Source organism: Proteus hauseri ATCC 700826, assembly GCF_001654965.1.
Lineage (GTDB): Bacteria > Pseudomonadota > Gammaproteobacteria > Enterobacterales > Enterobacteriaceae > Proteus > Proteus hauseri.
Window position 1 is genome coordinate 81,359 of record NZ_LXEV01000018.1, and the last position, 26,508, is coordinate 107,866.

The following is a 26,508-nucleotide window of genomic DNA, read 5'->3' on the forward strand; positions in this document are numbered from 1 at the left end:
CCCTTATAGTAAAAATAAATAAGGGAGAGGGCATTGTATATTCTATTCTTCGTTTAGTTGAATTGGCAGTGGGCTTTGTAATTGTTGCAGATTATCGCAGAGCCAAATAAGTTGTAATAATGCCAAAGGATTTCTAGTTGTTAATGCCAAATAATGTGTTAATTGTTCAGCAATTAATGTCATACCCAAATCTTCAGCCGTTTGTTTGCTTATTGCCAACTGTTCTTTTTGCATCTCAGAAAGCAGTGCTCTACCAGTACAAGCTTGCGCTTCTAATACCGATAAAATAGGGCGACAAAATTTTTGTGCTAATGTCGGTTCACTATGGTGCATTGCTGTTTGACGCTTACGTTTTGCCATATATTCTTGTATACGACTCATAAAACCAGACTGTTTTTTCTTACGCGGAAATTGGTCAAAATCGAGATAAAACATTTCAATGCCTTGCTCTTTTCTGATCCAAATTGTTGTTGGTAATAAATCAATATTTACATCACGCCGAACAGGTTGCACAGTAACAGCAACAATATCGAGTTCTCTTTTGGTGAGAAAACGTAATTCTTCAAGATTATTTTGTGTCGTTCCTTCCCAATAAAGACGTAAAAAAGCTGAATTATCATGATTATCTGAAACCTGCCAAATAACACATTGCTCAACTTCATACCAAATTAAAGGCTTATAGCTATTGATGTGTAATACAAGAGGAGAAAGAAAACCCTCGGTTTGTTTAGCAAAATAATCAGGTAAATCTTGCCAATGACTAATGCCTAATTCTGATTGCAGATTTTTATAATCGGCAAAATCAAGAAAGTCAGCTTGGGCTTGAGCAAAGCTATCACCTATTGCGGCAAGCTTCCCTTCATCAGAAATTCGAGGTTCTTGCAATAAGAAAGGACGGCGCATTAGTTTATCGGCGGTTTGCTTCCATAATGACAAGTTATTCCACACACTATAGCGATTAAAAAGAGTATCAAGTTGATTAGGGCGAGCTTGTGTACTTTGCAATAGCTGTTTTTCTTCACTATCCCAAAAAGTAAAGGTCGCGCCTAAAGCACCACTTTGTGCTATCCACCAATTAGCCCCAATAGGAATAAGAGATAAACTCGCTTTTTTATCATCATATTGACGACGTAGTTGGCCTCTTAACTCTTTGAGTTGTTCTGGCGTAGCCTGTGATAGCTGGAATAAATAAGCTGAAATTTGCGCTAATAAACGCAACACACGACTTTCATCCATCGTGAAATGCCTATCAGCTAATAATTTGACTTGTGTGCTAAGCGCGCGTAAATAAGAGGCTAAACGTGGTAATCCCTCAGCACGAGCAGACATATTAAGTAAATGGAGCTGTGTTGCACTATTGCTACTAATATGGGATAACCCTTGGCGCAATAAATCTGCAATAAATTGCTCAATGGTATTAATTAAAGTTAGTTCTTCACTTATCAGTGGCCGTTTTGAGCTGTTAACGACGGCTAAATCGTCAGGCCATGGCCAAGGTTGATTATGTTGCTCAAATAACTTGGCAATAATGGCTAAATGAAAGGCTTTTTTCTGAGCATCAGAAAAGGGGGACAACATGCCGTCATAACCACTGCCCTGTAAGAAAATAACGGGCTCTTCAATATCAGGTAGCTGAATTTTAAGCTGTGTTCCTAAATCTTCAGTGATAAGCGTATGTTGTTCCCATTGCTCAATTAATTTTATTGCTGTACGACAAGCGGGCTTTCCGGTTTTTTTAATCAGCAATTCAGGCTCTAGTGCCAATAATGTGGGTAGAAGAGGCGTAAATTCAGCGATTTCTATCGCTGCTTGAGAAAGTATATCTTCAGCATCAACAACGTTATTTTCACTAGAAACATTCGATAGTGTATTGTTGGTTTGTAACCATAAAATAGCAGCTAAAATATGTTTACAACAACCCGATGCTGCGCAATCACAACTTGCTTTTTGAATGCCTGCGGCATTTAAAGTGACTTGCTGCCCATCACTACTAAATTGCCCATTATCGGCATCTATTAATGCCACTTTTTCATTATCGAGATCTTTTCTTGCTCGACGTAATAACCCTGCATTGGCGAATACCGTTAATGCGTCTTCATCGTAATGGTAATAAACAGTTTGCCAACTCATTGCATTACCTCTGCTAGCCATTGTGCGAAATGTTCTGGTGTTAGAGCCGCTACTTGCATCCCTCTATCAGCTAATTTTTGTGCAATAGTTGCGTCATAAACCGGTTGTGCTTCATCATCAAGTGCTGCCAGTCCAAGTAACTTAACTTGTTGGCTATTAAGCCGTTGCGTGCAATCCAATAAACGGTTTAACGAGCCACCTTCTTCAAAGTCGCTAATCAGTGAAATCACGGTACGCTTTGGATTTTTAACTAATTTTTCGCAATATTGCATAGCGCTAGCGATATCAGTACCGCCACCTAATTGCACTGTCATTAACACTTCAACAGGATCATCTGCAAGATGCGATAAATCGACCACTTGGGTATCAAACACAATTAAAGAGACATTTACTGCGGGTAGTGATGCCAAAATACTTGCACATACCGCGGCATACATAATAGAACTAGACATTGACGCACTTTGGTCAACGCAAAGAATAACATCCCACGGAAAATGCTGTTGCATACGTGAGTTAAAGTAAGGTGTTTCAATGACTAAGCATCGATTTTGTGTATCATAATGTTTTAAATTAGCGGCAATTGTGGCTCGCCAATCAAAATTTCGGCTATTTGGCACTAAAGAGCGTCTAAAACGATTACGACGACCTGTTAATGATTGGCGAAAATTATTGCGAATTTGACGTAAAATATCCTCAACAACTTGTTGAATAATCGTTTTTACTGCATCTCGTGTCTCTTCACTCATTCGTCCACGTAAGCTTAACAAGGTTTTTGCTAATGCTTTTGTGGGTTCCATCGATTTTAACGTATTGGGATCTTTCAAAAAGCTACTAATCTGATAACGTTCTATCGCTTGCGATTGCATACGCTCAAAGGTGCTATTAGGAAATAGCTTACGCGCTTGATTAAGCCAATTTACCGCAGTGAGCTGAGATGCATCAAGTGAGCCGTGTCGTCCTTGCTCTTGGCGAAGTCCTCGTCTTTGGTATTCACGGCGATAAAGAAAATCGAGAGTGCGTTCAATTTTAAGATCATCAGCATTAAAAGTGGCTTGCCCTAGCGCATCATCAGCATATTGACCTAAAATCAGTCGCCAGCGTTTTGCTTGTTGTAATTTATTTTGGGGCATATCTTCAGGCTTATCGTCATGCTGACTCATGAGCGTTGTCTCCTTTATCTGTTTTCTTAGCTTTAAACCAAGAAAGCATGCCTTGTTCCGTTATTCTCTGTTGTAATCGCTGGTTAAGCTTTGTCGCTTCAAGCATCTGTTTTGCACTAAATTCTGACTGCCATAGTGATAATGCTTGCGTATCTAAGCCAATATCACTGGCAATATATTGTGCAAGCTCAGCATTTTGTTTTGGATTGAGTTGGCTAAAAGCAAAACGCAGATCAGGTAAGATCTGAATAAATCGTTCTTCATCCCACTGTTGTAATAAATTATTGAGATGATCAACCAATAAAGGTAGGCGAATGATTAATTCAGGTGCAGTACGCATAATGCCAACAAAATAACCAATAGCATGTTCAGGATCACTTCCTGTACTAAATGTGGTGTTTAATGCGGTTACAAGCGTACTTTCATCAATATATGAACCTAAATAACGTAATGCATCCACCGCACCTTTAAGGCGAGGAACATTATTCAGTAGTCCATCAAGACGATTAAGTTGCTGATAAAAATCATTTTTATAATCATATTGATGATTTAATGATGGCATAAACTCAATGAGTTCACGTAAAGAGAGTAAGGCTTGCAAATTTGTTTCTTGTTGCTGCTCATCGCCTTGTGAAAGTTGCTCTAAGCAGAAAAAAGCTTGTGGGATAACTTGATGCAGACGGTTTTCTAATGCAGCTTCATCTTTAATATCCAAATATTGTCGTCCACGCCATAAGTGGATTAATTTATGCCCGCATTGAGTGAGTGAATCAAGACGAAAATCTTGTTGAATGTAGCTATCTAACAGCTTAAAGAGAGACGGAATGCGCTGGTGGAGCCCAATTAACGCGGCTTGGATCAACAATGTTACCGCACTTTGGCTAGAGCGGCTTTGGCCTTGTTCTTCTAACTGTGTTTCCATCGCTAATAATTTTGAAAGTGCAATAGCTTCAAGTTGAGAGCCTTTTTCTGATAATGAAATCAGTTCACCTTCAACATTTGGTGTCCAAGCATATTGCCATTCTTCAAATAAGAGATCTAACTGATGACCTGAAAGAAAATCAGGGCCGTTAATTCGGCGAGCAAAATGAATTTCTAAAAAAGCCAATAAATGTAAAAAACGGCTTCTTAAGCGATGTTGCGGGTTGCGGTAAACATCACATTTTGTGGTTTTTACTAATGTGTCATCAAGTTTAAAGCGAAAGGCTTTAGCGCGTTCATAGGTTTCGTTGACTAAAGGTGGCGTAGCAGTACCTAGAGGAATTTTTCCAAGCAAATAGCCAGAAAAACAGGTTTTGATTTCTGTCCATAATTCGCTTTGGCTATCGTCTAAACTACCTTTAATAAAAGCACTTTGTAGCCCATCTAATAAATCATTACGACCAGGGCCTATGTGATTTCTTAATAAAGCTAAACGTAAACTCTGTTCTGCGGCTAATTTTACGGCTAAATAACTTGGCGGATTATCAAACTGTTTTTCTCTTATTACTTGAGCAACATGACTTAAAAAAGCAATCGCCATTTTATTGCGATAAACTTGTGTTGGCTGTTTGGCAAATGCGTTATTTTCTATTTTATCGTGATGCTGTTGCATCATACCCAGCCAAACTTGTTGATAAAAAGCTGGAGATGGCATGCCTGATCCGTAGCCATTAAGGGCATCTAGGCGGTCAAAACTATAACGAATAAGCCATGCATATTCGCTTTCGCCCATTTTTTGCATCTTAGCAAATAGCTTTTTTTCTGTGCTACTTACGGCAAAATCTTGTGGTTGCGCGTCCGCTAAACCCTCAATTAATGCAAGGGTATGAAATCCACCTGTTACAATAAGAATTTTTGCATTAGGTTGTTGCTGTTTTATGGTTTTTATATGCGTTAGCATATGGGCTTCACGTTGTGATGAGCCTTCTGCTTCAAGCACTTGTGGTTCATAATCAAGGCGAGCAAGAGCACACCAGATAAAGGTATCGAAAAAGAGCGATTGCCAGTTACTCATCTCTTCAATATTACGCAATTCAAACAGATGCTCCCAAACATCATCATGATCACGGCAATGACACTTTTTAGCGAGTTGAGCAATAAATTGGCTGTGGGCTAAATAACGCTCTTTTTGCAGGCTACGACTTTGTGAATCACTATATTCTTCGTTATTTACTTGAGCAGACCAAGGCAAATCGATGAAACGGGTTTTGGCATTTATGCGTAATCCACCGCGTAATGCTTGCCATTCAGGCGAATATTCACAAAATGGAAAATAGGCAGAGTGTAGTGATTTTTCACGTTCTTCTTGTTCACCATCGTTATGTAAATATTCTGCTTGCCCCATTATTGCAACAGGTGGCAGGGTATCTTTATCCGTTAAGCTTGGGATTAGTGAGTTAAATGTGTCTGGGCCTTCTATCAATATATAATCAGGTTTTACTGAATCAATAAGAGATAAAATAGCATATGCACAAGCGGGGCTATGATGGCGCACGGGGGCAAAATAGAGATGTTGCTGCTGCAATGATGTCCATTTCAATCGAGCTTGTTCGAGTCTTTCAGGTAAAGTTATTGAAGGTAGTGTCACCGTTGTCATCCCTTTTCTGGGTGAAAAGGCAGAGTCTTGTTTAACCCTGCCTTTTAATTGATAAATAACCTATTTTAGTGCTTAGCAAGCAATATTAAGACTATTGCCAAAACTCTTTTGATGCTTCAAAGAACGCTTTCCACTCTTTACTATTTCTTGCGCGTTCTCTGGCTACGTTATCCATGTAATAACGTATACGTTTAATGTCATCAGCGTTATCTTTTAATACTACCCCAATTAACTGGCGCGCAATCGCGCCGGCATTAAGCACACCGTCACCTAAATAATGCGCTTCTAATGCACAAGCATAAGCAATATTTACCGCTTCAGCCGTTGACATTACCGCGTCAGGGGTTTTGATATTACCGCCATCTTGCGTATTACCCGAACGCAGCTCTTGAAAGGTTGTTACCAAAAGTTCGACAACATCAGCAGGTACTGTAATTTCGCTTGCTAAAGCACCTAATTCATTTTCAAGTTGTGAATGAATTAGGCTGATTTCAAACGCAGGATCACGGATCGGTTTAACGGTTTCGAAATTAAAACGGCGTTTTAATGCCGCAGACATCTCATGAACACCACGGTCACGTAAGTTTGCTGTACCAATAAGGTTAAAACCCGGTTTGGCACTAACACGTGCGCCGTCACCCATTTCAGGGATCATTAGCTGCTTTTCAGACATCAATGAAACCAGCACATCTTGAATTTCAGGAGGGCAACGGGTGATTTCTTCAAAGCGAACAATTTTACCTTGCAACATACCTTGATATAACGGAGAACCCACTAACGCTCGTTCAGTTGGACCTTCTGCTAATAGTAGTGCGTAGTTCCATGAGTATTTGATATGGTCTTCTGTTGTACCCGCAGTACCTTGAATCGTTAATCCTGAATCACCACTAATTGCAGCAGCAAATAGCTCAGATAGCATGGATTTTGCGGTACCCGGCTCACCAACTAACATTAAACCTTGTTTACCTAATAACGTGACAATTGCACGATCAACCAATGCATCATCGCCGAAAAATTTAGCTGTGATGCCTAATGCATCATCACCTAATACAAATTGACGAACAGCACGAGGAGAGCGAAGCCATCCTTGTGGTTTAGGATTATTGCTATCTGCTTGTGTTAAACGTTCAAGCTCATCAGCAAACCGAATTTCTGCGCTTTCCCTAATTGCTTGTTGCTCTACAGGTGCTTTTTTAGCCATTATGCTTTCCTAGTTATCCCTATTACTTTTCAACAATTGTTTGCCAACATGGTGCTTACCAAGGTGTTTTCTTTTCCCATTCAGGATCAAATCCGGCACAGGCCTCAGCAATTTTTAGATAGTCAGCATAACTTTCTGCTAATAAAATTGGCGGTACCTCTTTAAGCTCAATATTATTGCGGTTCCAGTAATCTTGCTGATTTTTCTCAAAACTTAAATCAAACAGCACTGCTGGAATATTCTCTTCTGGCACATAGCTGCCGCTAAAGCCAATATTGACGTAATAGTTTAAGCTAGAGAAGAACTTATAATAGTGAGAGAACGAGCCACCATCTTCAGCTGGGCCACGCTGATAACCCATTTTGGTTAAAATGCCGCGTAGCGTGAAGGTGTCTGTTATCCAACCTTTTTTATCTTCAATTTCAGTAAGTTTAAGGTCTAATTCAGGGATCTTATGTTCCATTTGTGAGAATAAGAACTTCACTTTGTAATCTTTAAAGTGTGCAATCCATGCTTTCCGTTCATCTTCATCAACTAACGCCGCATGGGCTAATTGAATTAATGAGTCATTAGATAAAGTGACTTCGTCATCGTCGAGGTTGAGCAATGCGCCATCATCAGAAGGACGGAATGTATTGATTACTTCATCATTTTTTACTTCTTGCCACACAAGCTGTTCAATAAGCTTGTGCATAATAGGGTGTGCAAGAATATATTCTTGCCAGTCAGTACTTAACCACTGACGTTGCGCACACATTGCTTCATATAAACGTACGCTTTGTAGTTCGATAACTTGTTTTAGCTCTTTCTTGCTCGAAGTGAAGAGCTTTTTCGCTTCTTTAATTAGCTCAGCATCATCATTTTTACGTGCCGCGGGTAATGCTTTAACTTCTTTACCTTCTGGATTAAACAGCACCAATTTTTGCTTAGCATCCATTTTTGCAGTAAAGATGCGTTCGCCATATTCCAGTACTAATGTGCCTGTATCATCAAATCCAGCCGTTGGAATAGTTCTGTCTGCTAATTCATCCGCACTCCAACCATTACGTTCAGCAATAAGGGTAACGAGGTTACGTGCTTTTTCTTGTACTGATGCGGTGCGATAACGGCGTGAAAGTGAAAGTAATAGCTGAATAATAATGGGGTCATTGCTTGATGCAACGGCATCAATCATAGCTTCAATTTGAGCACGGCGTTGATAGTGATCACGCATATAATTACGCAATACAGAAACTGCCACGTGGCCTTCAATACCACAAATTAGTGCCAGCATTCCTTTATCGCTAATAGCAGAGCCTAAATAACGACGTAAAACTTCGTTTTTAATCTCTTCAACCACTTGCTCTAAAGTATAAGTTTCATATTTAGCGTAATATTCAGGATAACGCTTAGCCCAATCTTTATATTGAGTTAATTGTGTCGGTGCTCGTTGTTGGGCTTCAGCCATGGCTTCTTCAAGTGATGGGCCTTTAACATCTTGAGCAACAAAGGTATGCAGAATAAAGCTAGAAAGTTTGTGCTGGCTTTCTACAGAGAGTAAACCAATATAACGTTGTAGTAATGCGTTACCACCTGGCATTTTTAATTTTACCGCCAGAATAATCCACCAACGAATAATTGCTGGATCAACTGCTTTTTTGTTTTGCCATGTTAATGCAGGAATAGCATCAAAATTAAACCATGACAAACTTGCAGGTGCTTTGGCTTTTAATCCTTTTTCTGCTTCTGCTAATAAAGTTTTTGGTGAAAGATAATTAGAAATATCAACACCTAATTGTTCTAATGCTGTTAGTAATGAAGCACGGACAATTTCACGTTTTTCTTTTTTTAATAACGCATTAAGAGCAGGTAATGAATCAGGGTTATTTAAACGAGCCAGCCATTCTATTGCAGTTACACGAATTTCTTGTTTGCTTGAAGATAAACCTTCTTGTGCACTTAAGTGAATATTAGGCAGTGTTTCTAATAACTTTTGTGCTGAAACACGGTGAGTCTTATTTTCACCTAAAGCTAATTCCATGATACGTGGTACAAATTGAGGTGGAATAGTTGGGAATCGCGCTAAAACATCAATAGCTTGTGATGTTTCAAATTGGCGATAACGATGTTCACTTTGATTTGGCATTAAATTCAACGCTTCTGCAATAAAATCAGTATATTGAGAGAAAAAATGCCAAACTTGCTCAGGCCGACGAAAACGACGTAATCCATCTTGATAAGATTCTAAACACAATGCCGCAGTAACACGTGCTGCATTTTTAAAATTACATCTGCGTAGTACATCTTCAATATGACGTAATTCAATATCGCTAAATAAACGTTCAGGAATTTCGCCATTAAAATAATGCGAAGAGAAATGCTCTGCATGTTGGCGATTATTTGTAATTAATCGCACAGCATGAAAAAACGTATATTCAGGTAAATTTAAAATACGATTTTTATGTTTAATAATTTGAATTTCATTTGAATTAATCGCACCTTGCCCACTATTTAATTTATCAATTAATGCACGGCATTGTTTTTCATTAATTTTAGATAAGTCTTTATAATGGCGTTGAGCCCAATTATAAGTGTGCTTTGAGGTTTTGTTTTCCTCTATTTCACGTTCGGCATTCTCTTTGGCTTTTTCTAAAATTTCATGAAAGTTGTTAACCAAAATATCACGCGCACTTTCTGGTAATTGTGTATCTTCTAGCGGTGTAAAATCAGGTACTTCAATCGCTTCAACAGTATTCGCATTATCTATAACATTAAAACGCAGCAGGGCGCTTTCAATACTTTTTTGTACCGCTTTAGAGGTTTCATGTTTTAGCGCTTCTTCTAACACATCACGGTTTTCACCTTGACGAGCAAATAAGTCCGCTGCTTGTGTTCTCTGTTTTGGCGTTCCATTCATTAAAACATGGGTTAAGTTTGCTTTAACGATATCAGCAGGTAATGTATTAAGAATGGGTTCAGCCGCTTTCTTTACTGTTTTTAAGCTGCTGGTGGCAAGTAATACTATTACATCAGCAAAATTATCACGTAATAGCGTGTTTTTATTAAGATAGTTTATAAGTTCAACTAATCCATTTGCAGATAATTTCTCAATTAACGTTGTTCGAACAAATTCTTGATGTTCAAGTACATAATCATGTAAGTCGGAAAGTTCATAAATACGCTTAAGATTTGTTGCATAGTATTCGGAAATATCTTTTCTATCGAATACAGCAAATAATGCATTTTCGCCTGGGATATCGGCTTCCTGTGCCAACATATTAGCAATAAATGCCATGCTCCAATGCTTACGGTGCTCTAAATTAAGATTCCGTGCATTTTCATAAGTGTTATAAAACACATCAATTAGCAGATAAAGCACCCAGGTCGGGACTTCTTTTGTGGTGATTTTAATATTGATATCTTGGCAAGCAGCAGCAAGTACTTTACCGTAACGTGCAATTTGCTCTGCGGAAAAACCGTCACCGACTTTAGAATAGAGCTTGTGTCGAGCATTAAGGCCTTGGGTGATAATTTTGCTGTATTGACCCGTATTAACACCATGAGCATACCACCACTCTAAGGTGCCGGGTTTGTCAAAGTAAACCGCTGCTTTTGAAGCATCCAGCTTGTTTAATTCAAAAAGTACCTCAGAGTTTTCACCAGTGAGTACATAATTTAATGCACGCTTAGGTAATTCCTCATCAAATGTAGCTAGTAGTACAAGAGATTCCTGTAGGTATTTTTCTGTCACAGGGACATCTTTTTTCCCAAAAATAGGGAAAATGTCTAAGATTTTTTTTATCACGCCAGTTCCTTAAGCTATGTATGGATAAACAGTTTTTTTTACCATGAAATGATGAATTGAACAATTTGATTATCAATGCTGCAAATGCAATTGGTGTGATATATTTGTGAAATTTATAGTGATAAACGCTAAAAAATATCACTTAACTTTATTAATATTCAATTAATCCTTATATAGAAGCTTATATCAGGAAAAATGACTGAAAATGAAGAAGTGATAAATAAGGCATTTATTGTGATATTTAAAATAATTTAAGAATTGTCTGTTAAGTGAGATCGGTACTAGCAGTTATTAAGATTGATTAAAAATATAACGTGATAAACTCAGACTAAAACAATGAAAATTGCCATGTCTTTTTACTCTTTTTTGCTTATTTATATTTGGAACTACCTAATTTATATAACAGCAGAAAATAATAAATTAATAAAAATTACTAATGTTATTTTAGTGGAATAAAAAATGCCTCGGTTGAGAGGCATTTTCAGTTTATTAATTTGTCGTTTGGCGTGAATAAGATAATAACAACGAACTCGCACTGCAAATAAGTAAGGTTATCGCTAAATCTTGCCCCCAGCCAGCAAGCGCAAGACCGCCTCCAATAAGTAAATAATAGAATAAACCTAATAATGCGCCCGCAGTACCTAAGCGATCTTTATATTGAGCTAATGCAGTGGCCAGTATATTGGGTATAGCAATGCCATAAGCAATTACACTGCCTATCATTGGAATAATAAAACTAATATTATTGCGCAATAAATAAACACCAATAGCACTAATTAATGCGATAAAACTGGCTAATAAAACTAATTTTTTACATGTCCATTGATGATTTAATAGTGTTTTATTAATAAAAGAGCCAATACCAACACCTAATGCTAAAGCAATACCGCTATAACCAAAGGTGCTGGCACTGTAGCCTTGGCTATTAAACATAAAAGGTGCTAGCTGATAATAAGCAAATAAGCTTATATTGAAAAAAGCAATTAATAATACTGTCTTAGCGATTTGCATATCACCTAGCATTTTTATTGCAGTTTCTCTTAATGGTGCGGTCTTTATTGTTACTGGGCGGCTTTCTGGTAATGCAAAAATACTCCATAACAATAAAATAACAGCCAGAAATGCAAGGCCGCTAAATACACCTTGATAACCAGCATAGTTCACCAATAAAGAACCACTTAACATACCAATAGCAGGACTTAATGCGATAGCAGCACCCATAACAGAAAAAACTTTTGCTAATTCATCACCACTATACACATCACGCATAATGGTTTGTGTTCCTACTGATCCCACCGCGGCACCAAAAGCTGACAACATACGTAATCCCAGTAGCACAGAGAAATCTTGGCTGATAAATACACCAAGACATGCAATAGCATAAATAAACAACCCAGCCAGCATAGTTGGACGACGCCCAATGACATCACATAACCGACCCCATATAATGACCCCCAGCGCAAAAGCAAAGAAATAGAGCGAAAGTGTTTGTCCAGCTTCACCTGCACTGACATTAAAGCCGTTTGAAATATCAGTAAGAGCTGGGCTATAAATGGTTTCTGCAATTTGTGGAAACATCATCAACGCAATTGCTAACCATAAAGAGAGTTTTCTGTTCATCTGTTGTATATCCTGAAACGTGGATCTTGATGACAGAATACAGAGATAAATAATGTCTAGTTACAAACATAAAGACATATTGTTTTTCAAATAGGACAAGTAATGGCTTGGCTTAATCAATACGACCACTTTGTGCCAGAAGAGCATCTAGCATCAGTTGTCGGTATTGCAGCGGAAATGGGAAAGCACGACTCCGGTTTTCATTCACACGATAGAGGGCAATTGTTATTTACGCAATCTGGCTGTATGAGAATAACCTTAGTTGATCGTGTGTCTGTATTGCCTCCAATGCGAATAGCATGGATCCCGCCTCAAATCGTACATCGTGTAGAAATGTATGCCTCTGTTGGTTATCGTTCAGTTTATCTCGCTGATAAATATCATGATAATTTTCCTATCGAGAGTGAAATACTAACTATTTCACCGCTACTTAGAGAAATATTAGAACGGATTGCAATTGCCGATTTTGAAACTCAATGGGAAGAAGGGCGTTATGCTAATTTACTCACCGTGTTTTTTGATGAAATAAAACAATCTCAACGACAGCCTAATCATTTATCAATGCCTAAAGATAGGCGATTAAGTAAATTATCTTTTCATGAATTACCACCACCATTACAAGAAATGGCAAAATATGTTGGTGCTAGTGAAAAAACAATTACACGCTTATTTTATAAAGAAACAGGGTTAAGTTACCAGCAGTGGCGGCAACAATGGCGATTAATGAAAGCGATAGAATTATTAGCTATGCATCACCGTTATATTGATATTAGCCAAATATTAGGTTTTGCCAGTGATAGTGCATTTATTACTTTTTTTAAAAAAATGACTGGGCAAACTCCACAAGAATATTTGAAAAGTTAATTTTGATATTTTTATTTATTTAAAAACATAAAGCCCCGAAATTTAACGGGGCTTAGCAAGATAAAAGAAATAATTTAAATAGATTTATTTCTTTTTAATATCAGAGTGAAATTGGCGCTCGGTATAACCTGTATAAAGTTGGCGAGGGCGCGCAATTTTCAGGCCATCTTCATGCATTTCGTTCCAGTGTGCAATCCAACCAATGGTACGAGCAATAGCGAAGATTACCGTAAACATATTAGATGGAATACCTAATGCTTTCAGGATAATTCCAGAGTAGAAATCTACGTTAGGGTAGAGTTTTTTCTCAATAAAGTATGGGTCGTTTAATGCAATACGTTCTAATTCCATTGCTACTTCAAGTAAGCTGTCATTAAGATTTAATTCTTTTAGCACTTCATGACAGGTTTCACGCATTACTGTGGCTCGTGGATCATAGTTTTTATAAACACGGTGACCAAAGCCCATTAAACGGAAAGAGTCATTTTTATCTTTTGCGCGTTTAATAAATTCAGGGATGTGCTCAACCGTTTTAATCTCTTCTAACATACGTAAACATGCTTCGTTTGCACCACCATGAGCAGGTCCCCAAAGTGAAGCAATACCCGCTGCAATACAAGCGAATGGATTAGCACCAGAAGAACCCGCAGTACGCACTGTTGATGTTGATGCATTTTGTTCGTGATCAGCATGGAGAATAAAAATTCTATCCATTGCGCGTTCAAGAACAGGATTAACCACATACTCTTCGCAAGGTGTTGCAAACATCATATGTAAGAAATTGCCCGCATATGAAAGGTCGTTACGTGGATAAACAAAAGGCTGACCAATAGAATATTTGTAACACATAGCAGCAACTGTTGGCATTTTAGATAGCAGGCGATAAGCCGTAATATCTCGGTGAACAGGATTGCTTACGTCAAGTGCATCATGATAGAACGCCGCTAGTGCGCCAGTAACGCCACATAATACTGCCATTGGGTGAGAGTCACGACGGAAACCATGAAATAATCGGGTGATTTGTTCATGGATCATGGTGTGACGAGTAACCGTTTTCTTAAAGTTGTCGTATTGCTCTTGTGTGGGTGCTTCGCCGTAAAGCAGGATGTAACAAACTTCTAAATATGTTGATTCCGTTGCTAATTGCCCGATAGGAAAACCACGGTGGAGTAATATGCCGTTGTCACCATCGATAAAGGTAATTTTTGACTCACAGGATGCGGTTGAAGTGAAGCCGGGATCATAGGTGTAATAACCTTTGGAGCCTAGAGTACGAATATCAATGACTTTGGAACCGAGTGTAGGGGTGAGAACGTCCAAATCCGCAGAAGTATCATCAATCGTTAGCTTAGCTTTGTTATCAGCCATTTATAATCTCCTTAGCGCTTATTAATCTCCCAACATTGTCGAGTGTTATCTTCATAAAGATGCACTTCGATAGTGAAACTATAGTTGACGTAGGATACCTAATGAATTTTATTTAAAGCCAATAAAAATCTAGGTCTATAGTGTGCCACTTATGTTACGGAGCTTTTGATGTTATGTTTTTTTAGGTGCTTTTTTATGCAATGCACTTAGAATTAGTACTGACAACACTTTTACACAAGTTTGCGGTTTCTGGAAGCGTGTTTGCGCACAAAAAAAACATAATCTTTAAAATTATGCAGTAAATGTAATGGAAATGTTGTGTATGTGTCAAAAATGATAATCATTTTTGCATCGAATGTATGAGATCGTGATCCCTCTCACTGTTCGAGGCAAATGTCAGGCACACTAGTTGTGTGGTAATTGTAATAATTTTGTGAAGCACTTATACTGCGCCCAGGTCTCCGGAACCGCTGTTGTATGGAGAACCAGCGTAACGAATCCACAGTTTTCGTAAAATAGACGGAATTAACATTTTACTTAAAATGTGCCTTTGTACCCCATTCGCTGTTTGATTTCCATCCAGGTCCGGAGGAAGGAAAAATTATAAAAGCTGTGTGGGCATAAATTGTGAAAAAACAAAGACCTGTCAATCTGGATTTACAGACGATACAGTTTCCACTCCCTGCTATCGCATCGATCTTGCATCGTGTCTCTGGTGTTATTATGTTAGTCGCAGTAGGTATTTTACTGTGGTTACTTGGCACCTCTCTCTCATCTCCTGAAGGTTTTCAGCAAACGGCTGAAATAATGACTGGTTTCTTCGCGAAATTTATTTTGTGGGGCATCCTAACTGCGTTGGCATATCATATTTGCGGCGGTATCCGTCATATGTTGATGGACTTCGGCTTTATTGATGAAACATTGATTGTAGGTCGCAATTCAGCGGCAATATCAATGATAATTACGGTTGTTTTATCAATATTGGCGGGGGTATTAGTATGGTAAGTAATTCATCTACTTTAGGCCGTACTGGCATTCAAGATTGGTTATTTCTACGTGCCACTGCCATTATCATTGTTTTATATGTGCTCTATTTCGTGGGTTTTATTGCAACAACAGATATCACTTATGAAGTATGGCGTGGGTTCTTTAGCTCATCCTTAACCAAAGTTTTCACCATATTGACACTACTTTCTATTCTGATTCATGCGTGGATTGGAATGTGGCAGGTGTTAACGGATTATATTAAACCAGTGGCGTTACGCTTAATTCTACAACTTATTATCGTAGTTGCGCTGTTGGCTTATCTTATTTATGGAACAATTGTGGTGTGGGGTGTGTAATGAATCTGCCAGTAAGAGAGTTTGACGCAGTCGTTATTGGGGCTGGTGGTGCGGGAATGCGCGCTGCTTTACAGATTTCCCAAATGGGACTGTCATGTGCACTAATATCTAAAGTTTTTCCTACTCGTTCTCATACTGTTTCCGCCCAAGGTGGTATTACTGTCGCATTAGGTAATACACACGAAGATAATTGGGAATGGCATATGTACGATACCGTTAAAGGCTCCGATTATATTGGTGACCAAGACGCCATTGAGTACATGTGTAAAACTGGCCCCGAAGCAATTTTAGAGCTAGAGCATATGGGGCTGCCATTTTCTCGTCTTGATGATGGTCGCATTTATCAACGTCCTTTTGGTGGTCAATCTAGAAATTTTGGTGGTGAACAAGCCGCTCGAACTGCTGCGGCTGCTGACCGTACAGGACACGCATTATTACACACCCTTTATCAGCAAAATTTAAAAAATCATACAACTATCTTCTCTGAATGGTATTCACTAGATTTAGTGAAAAACCAAGATGGCGATATTGTCGGTTGTACTGCAATTTGCATTGAAACGGGCGAAGTGGTTTATTTCAAAGCAAATGCAACTATTCTGGCAACGGGTGGCGCAGGTCGTATCTACCAATCAACCACTAATGCACATATCAATACAGGTGATGGCGTTGGTATGGCGGTTCGTGCCGGTGTTCCTTTACAAGATATGGAAATGTGGCAATTCCACCCAACGGGTATTGCGGGGGCGGGGGTATTAGTTACAGAAGGTTGCCGTGGTGAAGGTGGATATTTACTAAATAAAGATGGCGAACGCTTTATGGAACGCTATGCACCTAATGCCAAAGACCTTGCGGGTCGAGATGTTGTCGCACGTTCAATTATGATTGAAATTCGCGAAGGTCGTGGTTGTGATGGTCCTTGGGGGCCTCATGCTAAATTGAAACTCGATCATTTGGGTAAAGAAGTTCTTGAATCTCGTTTACCCGGTATTCTTGACCTTTCTCGTACCTTTGCTCACGTTGATCCAATTAAAGAGCCAATTCCGGTTATTCCTACTTGTCACTATATGATGGGTGGTATTCCAACGAAAGTAACGGGACAAGCTATTCGCGTAAATGCGCAGGGTAAAGATGAAGTTATCCCTGGATTATTTGCTGTAGGCGAAATTGCTTGTGTTTCTGTTCATGGTGCAAACCGTTTAGGTGGGAACTCCTTGCTCGACTTAGTTGTTTTTGGTCGTTCAGCGGGGGTTCACTTAAAAGAGTCACTGATGGAACAAGGCACAATGCGCGAAGCCAGTGATTCAGATATTGACGCTGCATTAACGCGCTTAAATCGTTGGGAAAACAATCGTTCTGGTGAAGACCCAGTCGAAATCCGTAAAGCATTGCAATCTTGTATGCAACATAACTTCTCTGTATTCCGTGAAGGTGATGCAATGGCAAAAGGTCTGGAAGAGCTTAAAGTTATTCGTGAGCGCTTACAGAATGCACGACTTGATGATAATTCAAGTGAATTTAATACCCAACGTATTGAGTGCTTAGAATTAGATAACTTGATGGAAACAGCGTATGCCACTGCGGTATCTGCTAACTTCCGTACAGAAAGCCGTGGTGCCCATAGCCGTTTCGATTTCCCTGAACGTGATGATGCGAACTGGTTATGTCATACGTTATATCAGCCGCAAACCGAAACAATGACACGACGTGAAGTCAATATGCAGCCGAAACTGCGTGAGGCTTTTCCTCCAAAAGTGCGTACATATTAATTAGCGGTGTTATTGAAGTTGCGGAGACTCAAAAATGAAACTTGAATTTTCGATTTATCGTTACAACCCTGATGTTGACAATGCGCCGCATATGCAAGATTACACCCTAGAAGCACCTGAAGGGCGTGACATGATGCTATTGGATGCATTAATTCAGCTAAAGGAAAAAGATCCTACTTTATCGTTCCGCCGTTCTTGTCGTGAAGGGGTCTGTGGTTCTGATGGTTTGAATATGAACGGTAAAAATGGTTTGGCTTGTATCACACCTATTTCATCTTTACACAGAGGAAGTAAGAAAATTGTGATCAGACCGTTACCCGGTTTACCTGTGATCCGTGATTTAATAGTAGATATGACTCAGTTCTACACTCAATATGAGAAGATCCGTCCTTATTTACTTAATGATGACAAAAATCCTCCCGCTCGTGAGAACTTACAGTCACCGGAACAACGTGCGAAGCTTGATGGTCTTTATGATTGTATACTTTGTGCTTGTTGTTCAACCTCTTGCCCATCATTCTGGTGGAATCCAGATAAGTTTATTGGGCCTGCGGGACTATTAGCTGCATATCGTTTCTTGATTGATAGTCGTGATACAGAAACAGAGTCTCGTCTTGATGATCTTAACGATGCTTTCAGTGTTTTCCGCTGTCACGGTATTATGAATTGTGTCAGCGTATGTCCTAAAGGACTTAATCCGACAAAAGCAATAGGTCACATTAAGTCAATGTTGTTAAAACGTAGTGCATAAAATAATAACCGCCCTAAAATAGTTAGGGCGGTTAATGGAAAAACTAAGTTAGACGTTTGCAATAATAAGTGTGTACAGATAGGCACCTTTAAACACTGTTAGACAGTGCTTAAAGGTTCCTTGAGAGCTAAAGCTCCATATTTAAGAACCTGCGAGAGAGCGGGTCATAAGAGAACCTTGCAATCGAAACCGTTTAATCACGGTATTAGTTATCCACGGCGAACTAAAGCTGTATAGCTTAAGGGATCATAATGCAGAACGGCGCAATGAAGGACTGGCTAGAATCGACATTTCTAGCAGGAGAGAATCAATCTTACATAGAAGATATCTATGAAGATTACCTAACTGACCCAAACTCTGTTGACGAAAGTTGGAGAGAGATTTTTCAACAACTACCCGCAAGTCAAGGCATAGAGCAGTCGCATTCTCAAACCCGCGACTACTTCAGACGCCTCGCTAAAGAATCCACTCGATACCATACCTCGGTAAGTGATCCGGCTATGGACTCAAAACAAGTCAAAGTTTTGCAGCTCATTAATGCCTTTCGTTTCCGCGGTCATCAAAATGCGAATCTCGACCCGCTTGGGTTATGGAAACAAGAATCTGTTCCTGATTTAGATCCAGCTTTTCATAATCTAACAAAAGAAGACTTTGAAGAAACGTTTAATGTGGGATCTTTTGCTATCGGCAAAGAAACCATGAAACTCGGTGAATTATATGAAGCCTTGAAGCGCATTTATTGTGGTTCAATTGGTGCTGAATATATGCACATTACTAATACAGAAGAAAAACGTTGGCTTCAACAGCGTTTGGAATCCGTTAATGTTGCAGAGCAATTTACTAAAGAAGAGAAACTCCGTTTTCTAACTGAGTTAACAGCGGCTGAAGGTTTAGAGCGCTATTTAGGTGCGAAATTCCCTGGTGCAAAACGCTTCTCTTTAGAAGGTGGTGATGCGCTTGTTCCGATGTTAAAAGATTTAATTCGTCATGCAGGTAAACAAGACACACGTGAAGTGGTTCTTGGTATGGCGCACCGTGGACGTTTAAACGTTCTCGTTAATATTCTAGGTAAAAAACCCGCTGATTTATTTGATGAGTTTGCAGGAATTCATAAAGAACACTTAGGAACGGGTGACGTTAAATATCACCAAGGTTTCTCATCAGATTTTGCGACTGAAGGGGCTCAAGTCCACCTCGCATTAGCATTTAACCCATCTCACCTTGAGATTGTTAGCCCTGTTGTTATTGGTTCTGTTCGTGCTCGTCGAGATCGTTTAGATGACGCGCGTAGCAATATGGTTCTACCTATTACCATTCATGGCGATGCGGCAGTGACTGGGCAGGGGGTTGTTCAAGAAACCTTAAACATGTCTCAAGCACGTGGCTATGAAGTCGGTGGTACTGTTCGTATTGTTATCAATAACCAAGTTGGTTTTACCACATCAAATCCGAAAGATGCCCGTTCAACACAATATTGTACTGATATTGTGAAAATGGTTCAGGCACCTATTTTCCACGTTAATGCGGATGATCCTGAAGCCGTTGCATTCGTCACTCGTTTAGCATTGGATTTCCGTAATACCTTTAAACGCGATGTGATGATTGATTTAGTTTGTTATCGTCGCCATGGTCATAATGAAGCTGACGAGCCAAATGCAACACAGCCTCTGATGTATCAAAAAATTAAGAAACACCCAACTCCGCGTAAAATTTATGCTGATAAATTAGTTGAGCAAGGTTTACTTGATGCCAATGACGTTACTGAATTAGTTAATCTTTACCGTGATGCATTAGATCGAGGTGACTGTGTTGTTGAAGAGTATCGCCCTATGGGGCCACACACCTTCACATGGGAACCTTATCTTAACCATGAGTGGAACGAAGAGTACCCACACAAAGTAGAAAAAACGCGTTTACAAGATTTAGCGCGTCGTGTGAGTAATGTTCCAGCAGAAATTGTTATGCAATCTCGTGTTGAGAAAATCTATGCAGATAGAGCAGTAATGGCAGAGGGTAAGAAATTACTCGATTGGGGTGCAGCTGAAACATTGGCTTATGCAACCTTAGTTGACCAAGGCATTACAATTCGTCTCTCTGGTGAAGATGCTGGCCGTGGTACGTTCTTCCATCGCCATGCGGTAATTCATAATCAAACTAACGGCTCAGTTTATGTGCCATTAGCAAATGTACATAATTCTCAAGGTCAGTTTAATGTTTGGGATTCTGTACTAACTGAAGAAGCTGTACTGGCGTTTGAATATGGTTATGCCACAACTGAACCTCGCGATTTAACGATTTGGGAAGCACAGTTTGGTGATTTCGCTAACGTTGCACAAGTTGTTATCGACCAATTTATTAGCTCCGGAGAGCAAAAATGGGGTCGTATGTGTGGTTTAGTCATGCTGTTACCACATGGCTACGAAGGTCAAGGGCCTGAGCACTCCTCTGCACGTTTAGAGCGCTATCTACAATTATGTGCTGAGCAAAACATGCAGGTCTGTGTGCCATCTACACCGGCTCAGGTTTACCACATGTTACGTCGCCAAGCATTGCGTGGAATGCGTCGTCCATTAATCGTTATGTCACCAAAATCATTACTACGTCATCCATTAGCGGTTTCTGCACTGGATGAATTAGCAGATGGTAAATTTTTACCTGTTATTGGTGAAATGGATGACTTAAAACCAGAAAACGTCAAACGTGTTGTGATGTGTTCAGGTAAAGTTTATTACGATTTATTAGAACAACGTCGTGCAAATGATCAAAGTGATGTGGCGATAATCCGTATCGAGCAACTTTATCCATTCCCACATGAAGATCTGGCTCAGGTTTTAGCACCTTATGCTCACGTGAAAGATTTTGTTTGGTGTCAAGAAGAGCCATTAAATCAAGGGGCTTGGTATTGCAGTCAACACAATTTCCGTGATGCTATTCCAACAGGTGCAACCTTACGTTATGCGGGTCGACCAGCGTCAGCCTCGCCAGCAGTTGGTTATACCTCTGTTCATCAGGAGCAACAAAAAGCTCTGGTTGAAGATGCACTGAAAGTTAATAAATAAGGATAGAAAATGAGTAGTGTAGATATTCTAGTACCGGATCTCCCTGAATCAGTTGCTGACGCAACGGTCGCAACTTGGCATAAAAAACCTGGTGATAGCATTCAACGTGATGAAGTACTTGTCGAAATTGAAACAGACAAAGTGGTATTAGAAGTTCCTGCTAGTGAAGCAGGTGTGTTGGAAAGCATTCTTGAAGAGGAAGGTGCTACGGTTGGTTCTCGTCAATTATTAGGACGTATTCGTCTTGGTGATAGCACAGGTATTCCTGCCGATGTGAAACCTGCACAAGATAGCACACCAGCACAACGTCAAAGTGCAGACCTTACCGTTCAAGGTAATAACGATGCACTTAGCCCAACGGCTCGTCGTTTAGTTGCTGAGCATGATATTAATCCTGCTGATGTAAAAGGCAGTGGTGTTGGTGGTCGATTGACGCGCCAAGATATTGAAAGTCATGTTTCTAGCAGTAAGCCTGTGGCGCAAGCTACAACTCAAGCTCCTCAAGAACTGTTATCGCACCGTAGTGAAAAACGTGTGCCAATGACTCGTTTACGTAAACGTGTTGCAGAGCGTTTATTAGAAGCGAAAAACACCACCGCAATGTTGACGACCTTTAATGAAATCAACATGCAGCCGATTAAAGATTTACGTAATCAATACGGCGAAGCTTTTGAAAAACGTCATGGTGTACGTTTAGGTTTTATGTCTTTCTATATTAAAGCTGTTGTTGAAGCACTGAAACGTTATCCAGAAGTCAATGCTTCGATTGATGGCACTGATGTGGTTTATCACAACTATTTTGATATCAGTATTGCGGTATCAACACCTCGCGGTCTGGTTACGCCAGTATTACGTGATGTAGATGCCATGAGCATGGCGGATATCGAGAAAAATATCAAAGCGTTAGCGGTTAAAGGCCGTGATGGTAAGTTAACTGTTGAAGATTTAACGGGTGGTAACTTTACTATTACTAACGGCGGTGTTTTCGGCTCATTGATGTCAACACCAATTATCAATCCACCACAAAGCGCTATTTTGGGTATGCATGCAATTAAAGATCGCCCAATGGCAGTAAATGGTCAGGTTGTTATTCTACCAATGATGTATTTAGCGCTTTCCTATGACCATCGCTTAATTGATGGTCGTGAATCTGTCGGTTTCTTAGTGACAGTCAAAGAGATGCTAGAAGATCCAGCTCGTTTATTACTGGATGTGTAGGTAATCAACAATCTCGCTTTTAGGCAGGAGATGCTCCTCCTGCCTATTACAAGCAGCATACACAAGCATCAAAGAAGTACAGTGTGTTCGTGAAGCCAGATTTCTCTGGCTTATAGTCAAAAAAATAAGAAAGCCCGACTTTCAACAAGATTATGGATAGAACATCATGAATTTACACGAGTATCAGGCAAAACAGCTTTTCTCACGGTATGGATTGCCAGCACCTGCTGGTTTCGCCTGCTCCACGCCGCGTGAGGCAGAAGAAGCTGCATCAAAAATCGGTCAAGGCCCTTGGGTCGTGAAATGTCAAGTTCACGCGGGTGGACGAGGTAAAGCGGGCGGCGTTAAAGTCGTAAAATCCAAAGAAGAAATTCGTGCATTTGCAGAACAGTGGTTAGGCAAACGTTTGGTGACTTATCAAACAGATGCTAATGGTCAACCGGTTACACAAATTTTGGTTGAAGCAGCAACAGATATCGCTAAAGAGCTTTATCTTGGCGCAGTTGTAGACCGCGGTACCCGTCGTGTTGTCTTTATGGCTTCAACAGAAGGTGGCGTAGAAATTGAAAAAGTGGCTGAAGAAACGCCAGAACTTATTCATCGCGCCATTATTGATCCCCTAACAGGGCCCATGCCTTATCAGGGAAGAGAATTAGCGTTTAAACTGGGTTTGAAAGGCAAGCAAGTTAGTCAATTTGCTAAGATTTTTATGGGGTTAGCAACAATATTCCTTGAACGTGATCTTGCTCTAATTGAAATTAACCCACTGGTTATTACCAAAGAAGACGACTTAATTTGTCTTGATGGTAAATTAGGCGTTGATAGCAATGCATTATATCGCCAGCCAGAAATGCGTGAAATGCACGATCCATCACAAGAAGATCCTCGTGAAGCACAAGCGGCACAATGGGAACTGAACTATGTTGCACTCGATGGCAATATCGGTTGTATGGTTAACGGTGCAGGTTTAGCGATGGGGACTATGGATATCGTTAAACTTCATGGCGGTGAACCCGCGAACTTCCTTGATGTCGGTGGCGGAGCTACCAAAGAGCGAGTAACAGAAGCATTTAAAATTATTTTGTCAGATGAAAATGTCAGTGCTGTGCTAGTTAACATTTTCGGCGGTATTGTTCGTTGTGACCTAATTGCAGACGGTATTATTGGTGCTGTTGAAGAAGTTGGTGTCAATGTACCTGTTGTTGTACGTCTTGAAGGAAACAATGCAGAATTAGGCACCAAAAAATTAGCTGATAGCGGATTGAACATTATCGCCGCAACAAGTCTAACAGATGCCGCTAAACAAGTTGTTGCAGCAGCGGAGGCAAAATAATGTCCATTTTAATCGATAAAAATACCAAAGTAATTTGCCAAGGTTTTACGGGTAGCCAAGGAACATTCCACTCTGAGCAAGCTATTGCTTATGGTACTAAAATGGTTGGTGGAGTAACGCCGGGGAAAGGCGGAACGACACATTTAGGTCTACCGGTATTTAATACTGTACGTGAAGCCGTTGAAGCAACAGGTGCGACCGCTACCGTTATCTATGTTCCGGCACCATTTTGTAAAGACTCCATTCTTGAAGCTATCGATGCTGGCATTAAGCTAATTATCACTATTACAGAAGGTATTCCAACATTGGATATGCTGACTGTAAAAGTCAAATTAGATGAGGCGGGTGTTCGAATGATTGGCCCTAACTGCCCAGGAGTTATTACTCCGGGTGAATGCAAGATTGGTATTATGCCAGGACACATTCATTTACCGGGTAAAGTAGGTATTGTCTCTCGCTCAGGAACACTTACTTATGAAGCGGTTAAACAAACTACAGATGTCGGTTTAGGCCAATCAACGTGCGTTGGTATTGGTGGAGACCCAATCCCGGGTTCTAACTTTATTGATATTCTTAAGTTGTTCCAAGAGGATCCACAAACTGAAGCCATTGTCATGATTGGTGAAATTGGTGGTGCAGCAGAAGAAGAAGCGGCTGCTTACATCAAAGATCACGTGACGAAACCTGTAGTCGGTTATATTGCGGGTGTAACTGCACCTAAAGGTAAACGTATGGGGCATGCTGGTGCAATTATCGCTGGTGGCAAAGGTACTGCTGATGAGAAATTCGCAGCACTAGAAGCAGCAGGGGTAAAAACGGTTCGCAGTTTGGCTGATATCGGCGAAGCAATTAAGTCACTTCTTAAATAAGTAACAAATCTGTTAATAGTTTCAGCTTGATATTATAAAAATACCAGCCTATAAAAAGAGGCTGGTATTTTTTTATCTATATTTCTAGTTTTTTATTATGAAGTAAAAAAAGTATTATTTTTTATCATTATTAACGTGTTTTTAGTTCTATCTATCTGTTTTATATTTGTTTTATCTAGTATTGATCTATGTGGCTAAATGGCTAAAAAGTCTTTTTATATCATTTTTTCTACTCGTATCTCCTTTATAAATGGAACATTTTCTTTCTTAAATTGTGAAAAATCGTTTTGATAAATAGATTATAAGAAATAGAGGAGCACTAACGTGAGAGTATTTGCCTTCTTTTTTGTCTTATTTTTATACAATTTATATCTCGATAACATGTAATTAAATAGCAAGTTATTATTTTTTAGTTACATCTATACCTTAAGAACAGTCTAAAAATCGCTGATCATGCCCATGTTCTAAGCCTTTTTAAAACACATTAATAGATAGAATACTCGTAAGTTAAGCTCCAGATAGCTAGGAAAATCGTTTTTTCATTATACTTATCACTTAAAATTAAATTTTGGGGGAGGATGGGGACATTATTTGAGGCTTTTTTTATATCACAATTACCACTGTATTAATCACACTTTAATTATCTAAAAAATATTACTTAATGATACGTAAAATATTTAATTTTATTTTTTAGACTATTTGTTTTAATTTAACATATTGATTTAAAATGATTTGTGTTGTTTTTTTTATTTTTTATTGAATACGAATTATACGTGATTAATTGGATTTTTATTGAGTAAGAGGAAAAGAAAAAGAAGGCTAATTTTATTGCTCATATGGAAAATTATTTATTTACGTCAGATTTTATTTAACTATTTTAATTTATAGTTATATTAGTCGTATATTTCCTATATTATAAAGCTATGAAATTTAACTTGCTAATTAATAAATTATTTTTTTAAATATTTATTTTTTACCTGCAAAAAAGTATTTTTAATATTAAAATTAGTGAAGCACAATTAAAAGTGTTTATTTTTGACTCGCTTATGAAAATAAAAAGTTAATTTTTTTATGGAAAATATAAGGAGGTAAATTAAACTTAAAAATAAAACCAACATTGCATTAACACAAAAGTAACTATTGGGTAATTTATTCGCAACTAGTTAACATTAAAGTGTTTTTTTGATGTAGGTCAAGTTATTAATTGTGGCAAAATTTTCTGAATATGCTTAAATTGGCGCACGATCAAATATGCTGTTACTAACCTAAAAGTCGTATTGTTGACCTAAGCTCAGAATTCAAATCTGGGTCACGCAAAATATATTTATATTATGTAAATATAAGCGTACTATTTGTAAGGTATTGTGTTTTTGGTCTTTAATATTCGTTGTTGTTTTTAGAGGCATTTATTGCTGGTAGTTATGAGGCTTTATTATTTAATAAAGTCGGGTTGCCGCAAGTCGG

At 39.1% G+C, this 26,508-nt stretch carries 16 protein-coding genes; 9 read left to right on the top strand and 7 right to left on the bottom strand.

Features of this window, described 5'->3' with window-relative positions:
* Window positions 1-42 precede the first annotated feature (42 nt).
* From M997_RS06725 to M997_RS06750, 6 genes are all read right to left on the bottom strand, one after another.
* Window positions 43-2,130, bottom strand: coding sequence for an SWIM zinc finger family protein (locus M997_RS06725; RefSeq protein WP_064719336.1), 2,088 nt, complete (start codon window positions 2,128-2,130; stop codon window positions 43-45).
* Entirely contained in the window at window positions 2,127-3,290 is a 1,164-nt protein-coding gene (locus tag M997_RS06730; protein WP_064719337.1) for a VWA domain-containing protein, read from the bottom strand. Before M997_RS06730 ends, M997_RS06725 begins: the two co-directional genes overlap by 4 nt.
* Window positions 3,277-5,859 (bottom strand): DUF5682 family protein, encoded by a 2,583-nt coding sequence (locus tag M997_RS06735; protein ID WP_064719338.1) that lies wholly within the window; start codon window positions 5,857-5,859, stop codon window positions 3,277-3,279. Before M997_RS06735 ends, M997_RS06730 begins: the two co-directional genes overlap by 14 nt.
* 100 nt (window positions 5,860-5,959) lie before the next feature.
* Window positions 5,960-7,069, bottom strand: a complete 1,110-nt coding sequence (locus M997_RS06740) for an ATP-binding protein (RefSeq protein WP_064719339.1) — start codon at window positions 7,067-7,069, stop codon at window positions 5,960-5,962.
* A gap of 55 nt (window positions 7,070-7,124) precedes the next feature.
* Window positions 7,125-10,853, bottom strand: a complete 3,729-nt coding sequence (locus tag M997_RS06745; protein WP_064719340.1) for a DUF4132 domain-containing protein — start codon at window positions 10,851-10,853, stop codon at window positions 7,125-7,127.
* A 489-nt stretch (window positions 10,854-11,342) separates the two neighbouring features.
* The gene (locus tag M997_RS06750) at window positions 11,343-12,473 is read right to left on the bottom strand and encodes a multidrug effflux MFS transporter (RefSeq protein ID WP_064719341.1); all 1,131 of its coding nucleotides are present in this window, start codon (window positions 12,471-12,473) and stop codon (window positions 11,343-11,345) included.
* 102 nt (window positions 12,474-12,575) lie between these two features.
* Between M997_RS06750 and M997_RS06755 the strand changes: the two genes are divergently transcribed.
* Window positions 12,576-13,337 (top strand): AraC family transcriptional regulator, encoded by a 762-nt coding sequence (locus M997_RS06755; RefSeq protein ID WP_064719342.1) that lies wholly within the window; start codon window positions 12,576-12,578, stop codon window positions 13,335-13,337.
* A gap of 84 nt (window positions 13,338-13,421) precedes the next feature.
* Here the strand turns inward: M997_RS06755 and M997_RS06760 are convergent, their stop codons facing one another.
* On the bottom strand, window positions 13,422-14,705 hold the full coding sequence (locus M997_RS06760; RefSeq protein ID WP_064719343.1) for a citrate synthase: 1,284 nt from the start codon (window positions 14,703-14,705) through the stop codon (window positions 13,422-13,424).
* 624 nt (window positions 14,706-15,329) lie between these two features.
* Here M997_RS06760 and sdhC point away from each other — a divergent pair.
* The 8 genes from sdhC (at window position 15,330) to sucD (ending at window position 25,044) form a co-directional block, all read left to right on the top strand.
* Complete coding sequence (gene sdhC / locus M997_RS06765; RefSeq protein ID WP_129040055.1) at window positions 15,330-15,710, top strand: succinate dehydrogenase cytochrome b556 subunit; 381 nt, start codon at window positions 15,330-15,332, stop codon at window positions 15,708-15,710.
* Window positions 15,704-16,048 (top strand): succinate dehydrogenase membrane anchor subunit, encoded by a 345-nt coding sequence (sdhD, locus tag M997_RS06770; RefSeq protein WP_064719345.1) that lies wholly within the window; start codon window positions 15,704-15,706, stop codon window positions 16,046-16,048. The genes sdhC and sdhD overlap by 7 nt, the downstream gene beginning before the upstream one ends.
* Window positions 16,048-17,814: a succinate dehydrogenase flavoprotein subunit gene (gene sdhA / locus M997_RS06775; RefSeq protein WP_064719346.1), complete on the top strand. Its 1,767-nt coding sequence runs from the start codon at window positions 16,048-16,050 to the stop codon at window positions 17,812-17,814. The genes sdhD and sdhA overlap by 1 nt, the downstream gene beginning before the upstream one ends.
* 34 nt (window positions 17,815-17,848) lie before the next feature.
* Window positions 17,849-18,565 carry a succinate dehydrogenase iron-sulfur subunit gene (locus M997_RS06780; RefSeq protein ID WP_064719347.1) on the top strand — a complete coding sequence of 239 codons (717 nt, stop codon included), beginning with the start codon at window positions 17,849-17,851 and terminating at the stop codon, window positions 18,563-18,565.
* Between the two features lie 251 nt (window positions 18,566-18,816).
* Window positions 18,817-21,624 (top strand): 2-oxoglutarate dehydrogenase E1 component, encoded by a 2,808-nt coding sequence (gene sucA, locus M997_RS06785; RefSeq protein WP_064719348.1) that lies wholly within the window; start codon window positions 18,817-18,819, stop codon window positions 21,622-21,624.
* A 9-nt stretch (window positions 21,625-21,633) separates the two neighbouring features.
* A complete protein-coding gene (gene odhB / locus M997_RS06790) occupies window positions 21,634-22,842 on the top strand; it encodes a 2-oxoglutarate dehydrogenase complex dihydrolipoyllysine-residue succinyltransferase (RefSeq protein WP_064719349.1) in 1,209 nt (402 codons plus the stop codon).
* A 166-nt stretch (window positions 22,843-23,008) separates the two neighbouring features.
* Window positions 23,009-24,175 (top strand): ADP-forming succinate--CoA ligase subunit beta, encoded by a 1,167-nt coding sequence (gene sucC, locus M997_RS06795; protein WP_064719350.1) that lies wholly within the window; start codon window positions 23,009-23,011, stop codon window positions 24,173-24,175.
* Window positions 24,175-25,044 (top strand): succinate--CoA ligase subunit alpha, encoded by an 870-nt coding sequence (gene sucD / locus M997_RS06800; protein WP_064719351.1) that lies wholly within the window; start codon window positions 24,175-24,177, stop codon window positions 25,042-25,044. The genes sucC and sucD overlap by 1 nt, the downstream gene beginning before the upstream one ends.
* Window positions 25,045-26,508: the final 1,464 nt, after the last annotated feature.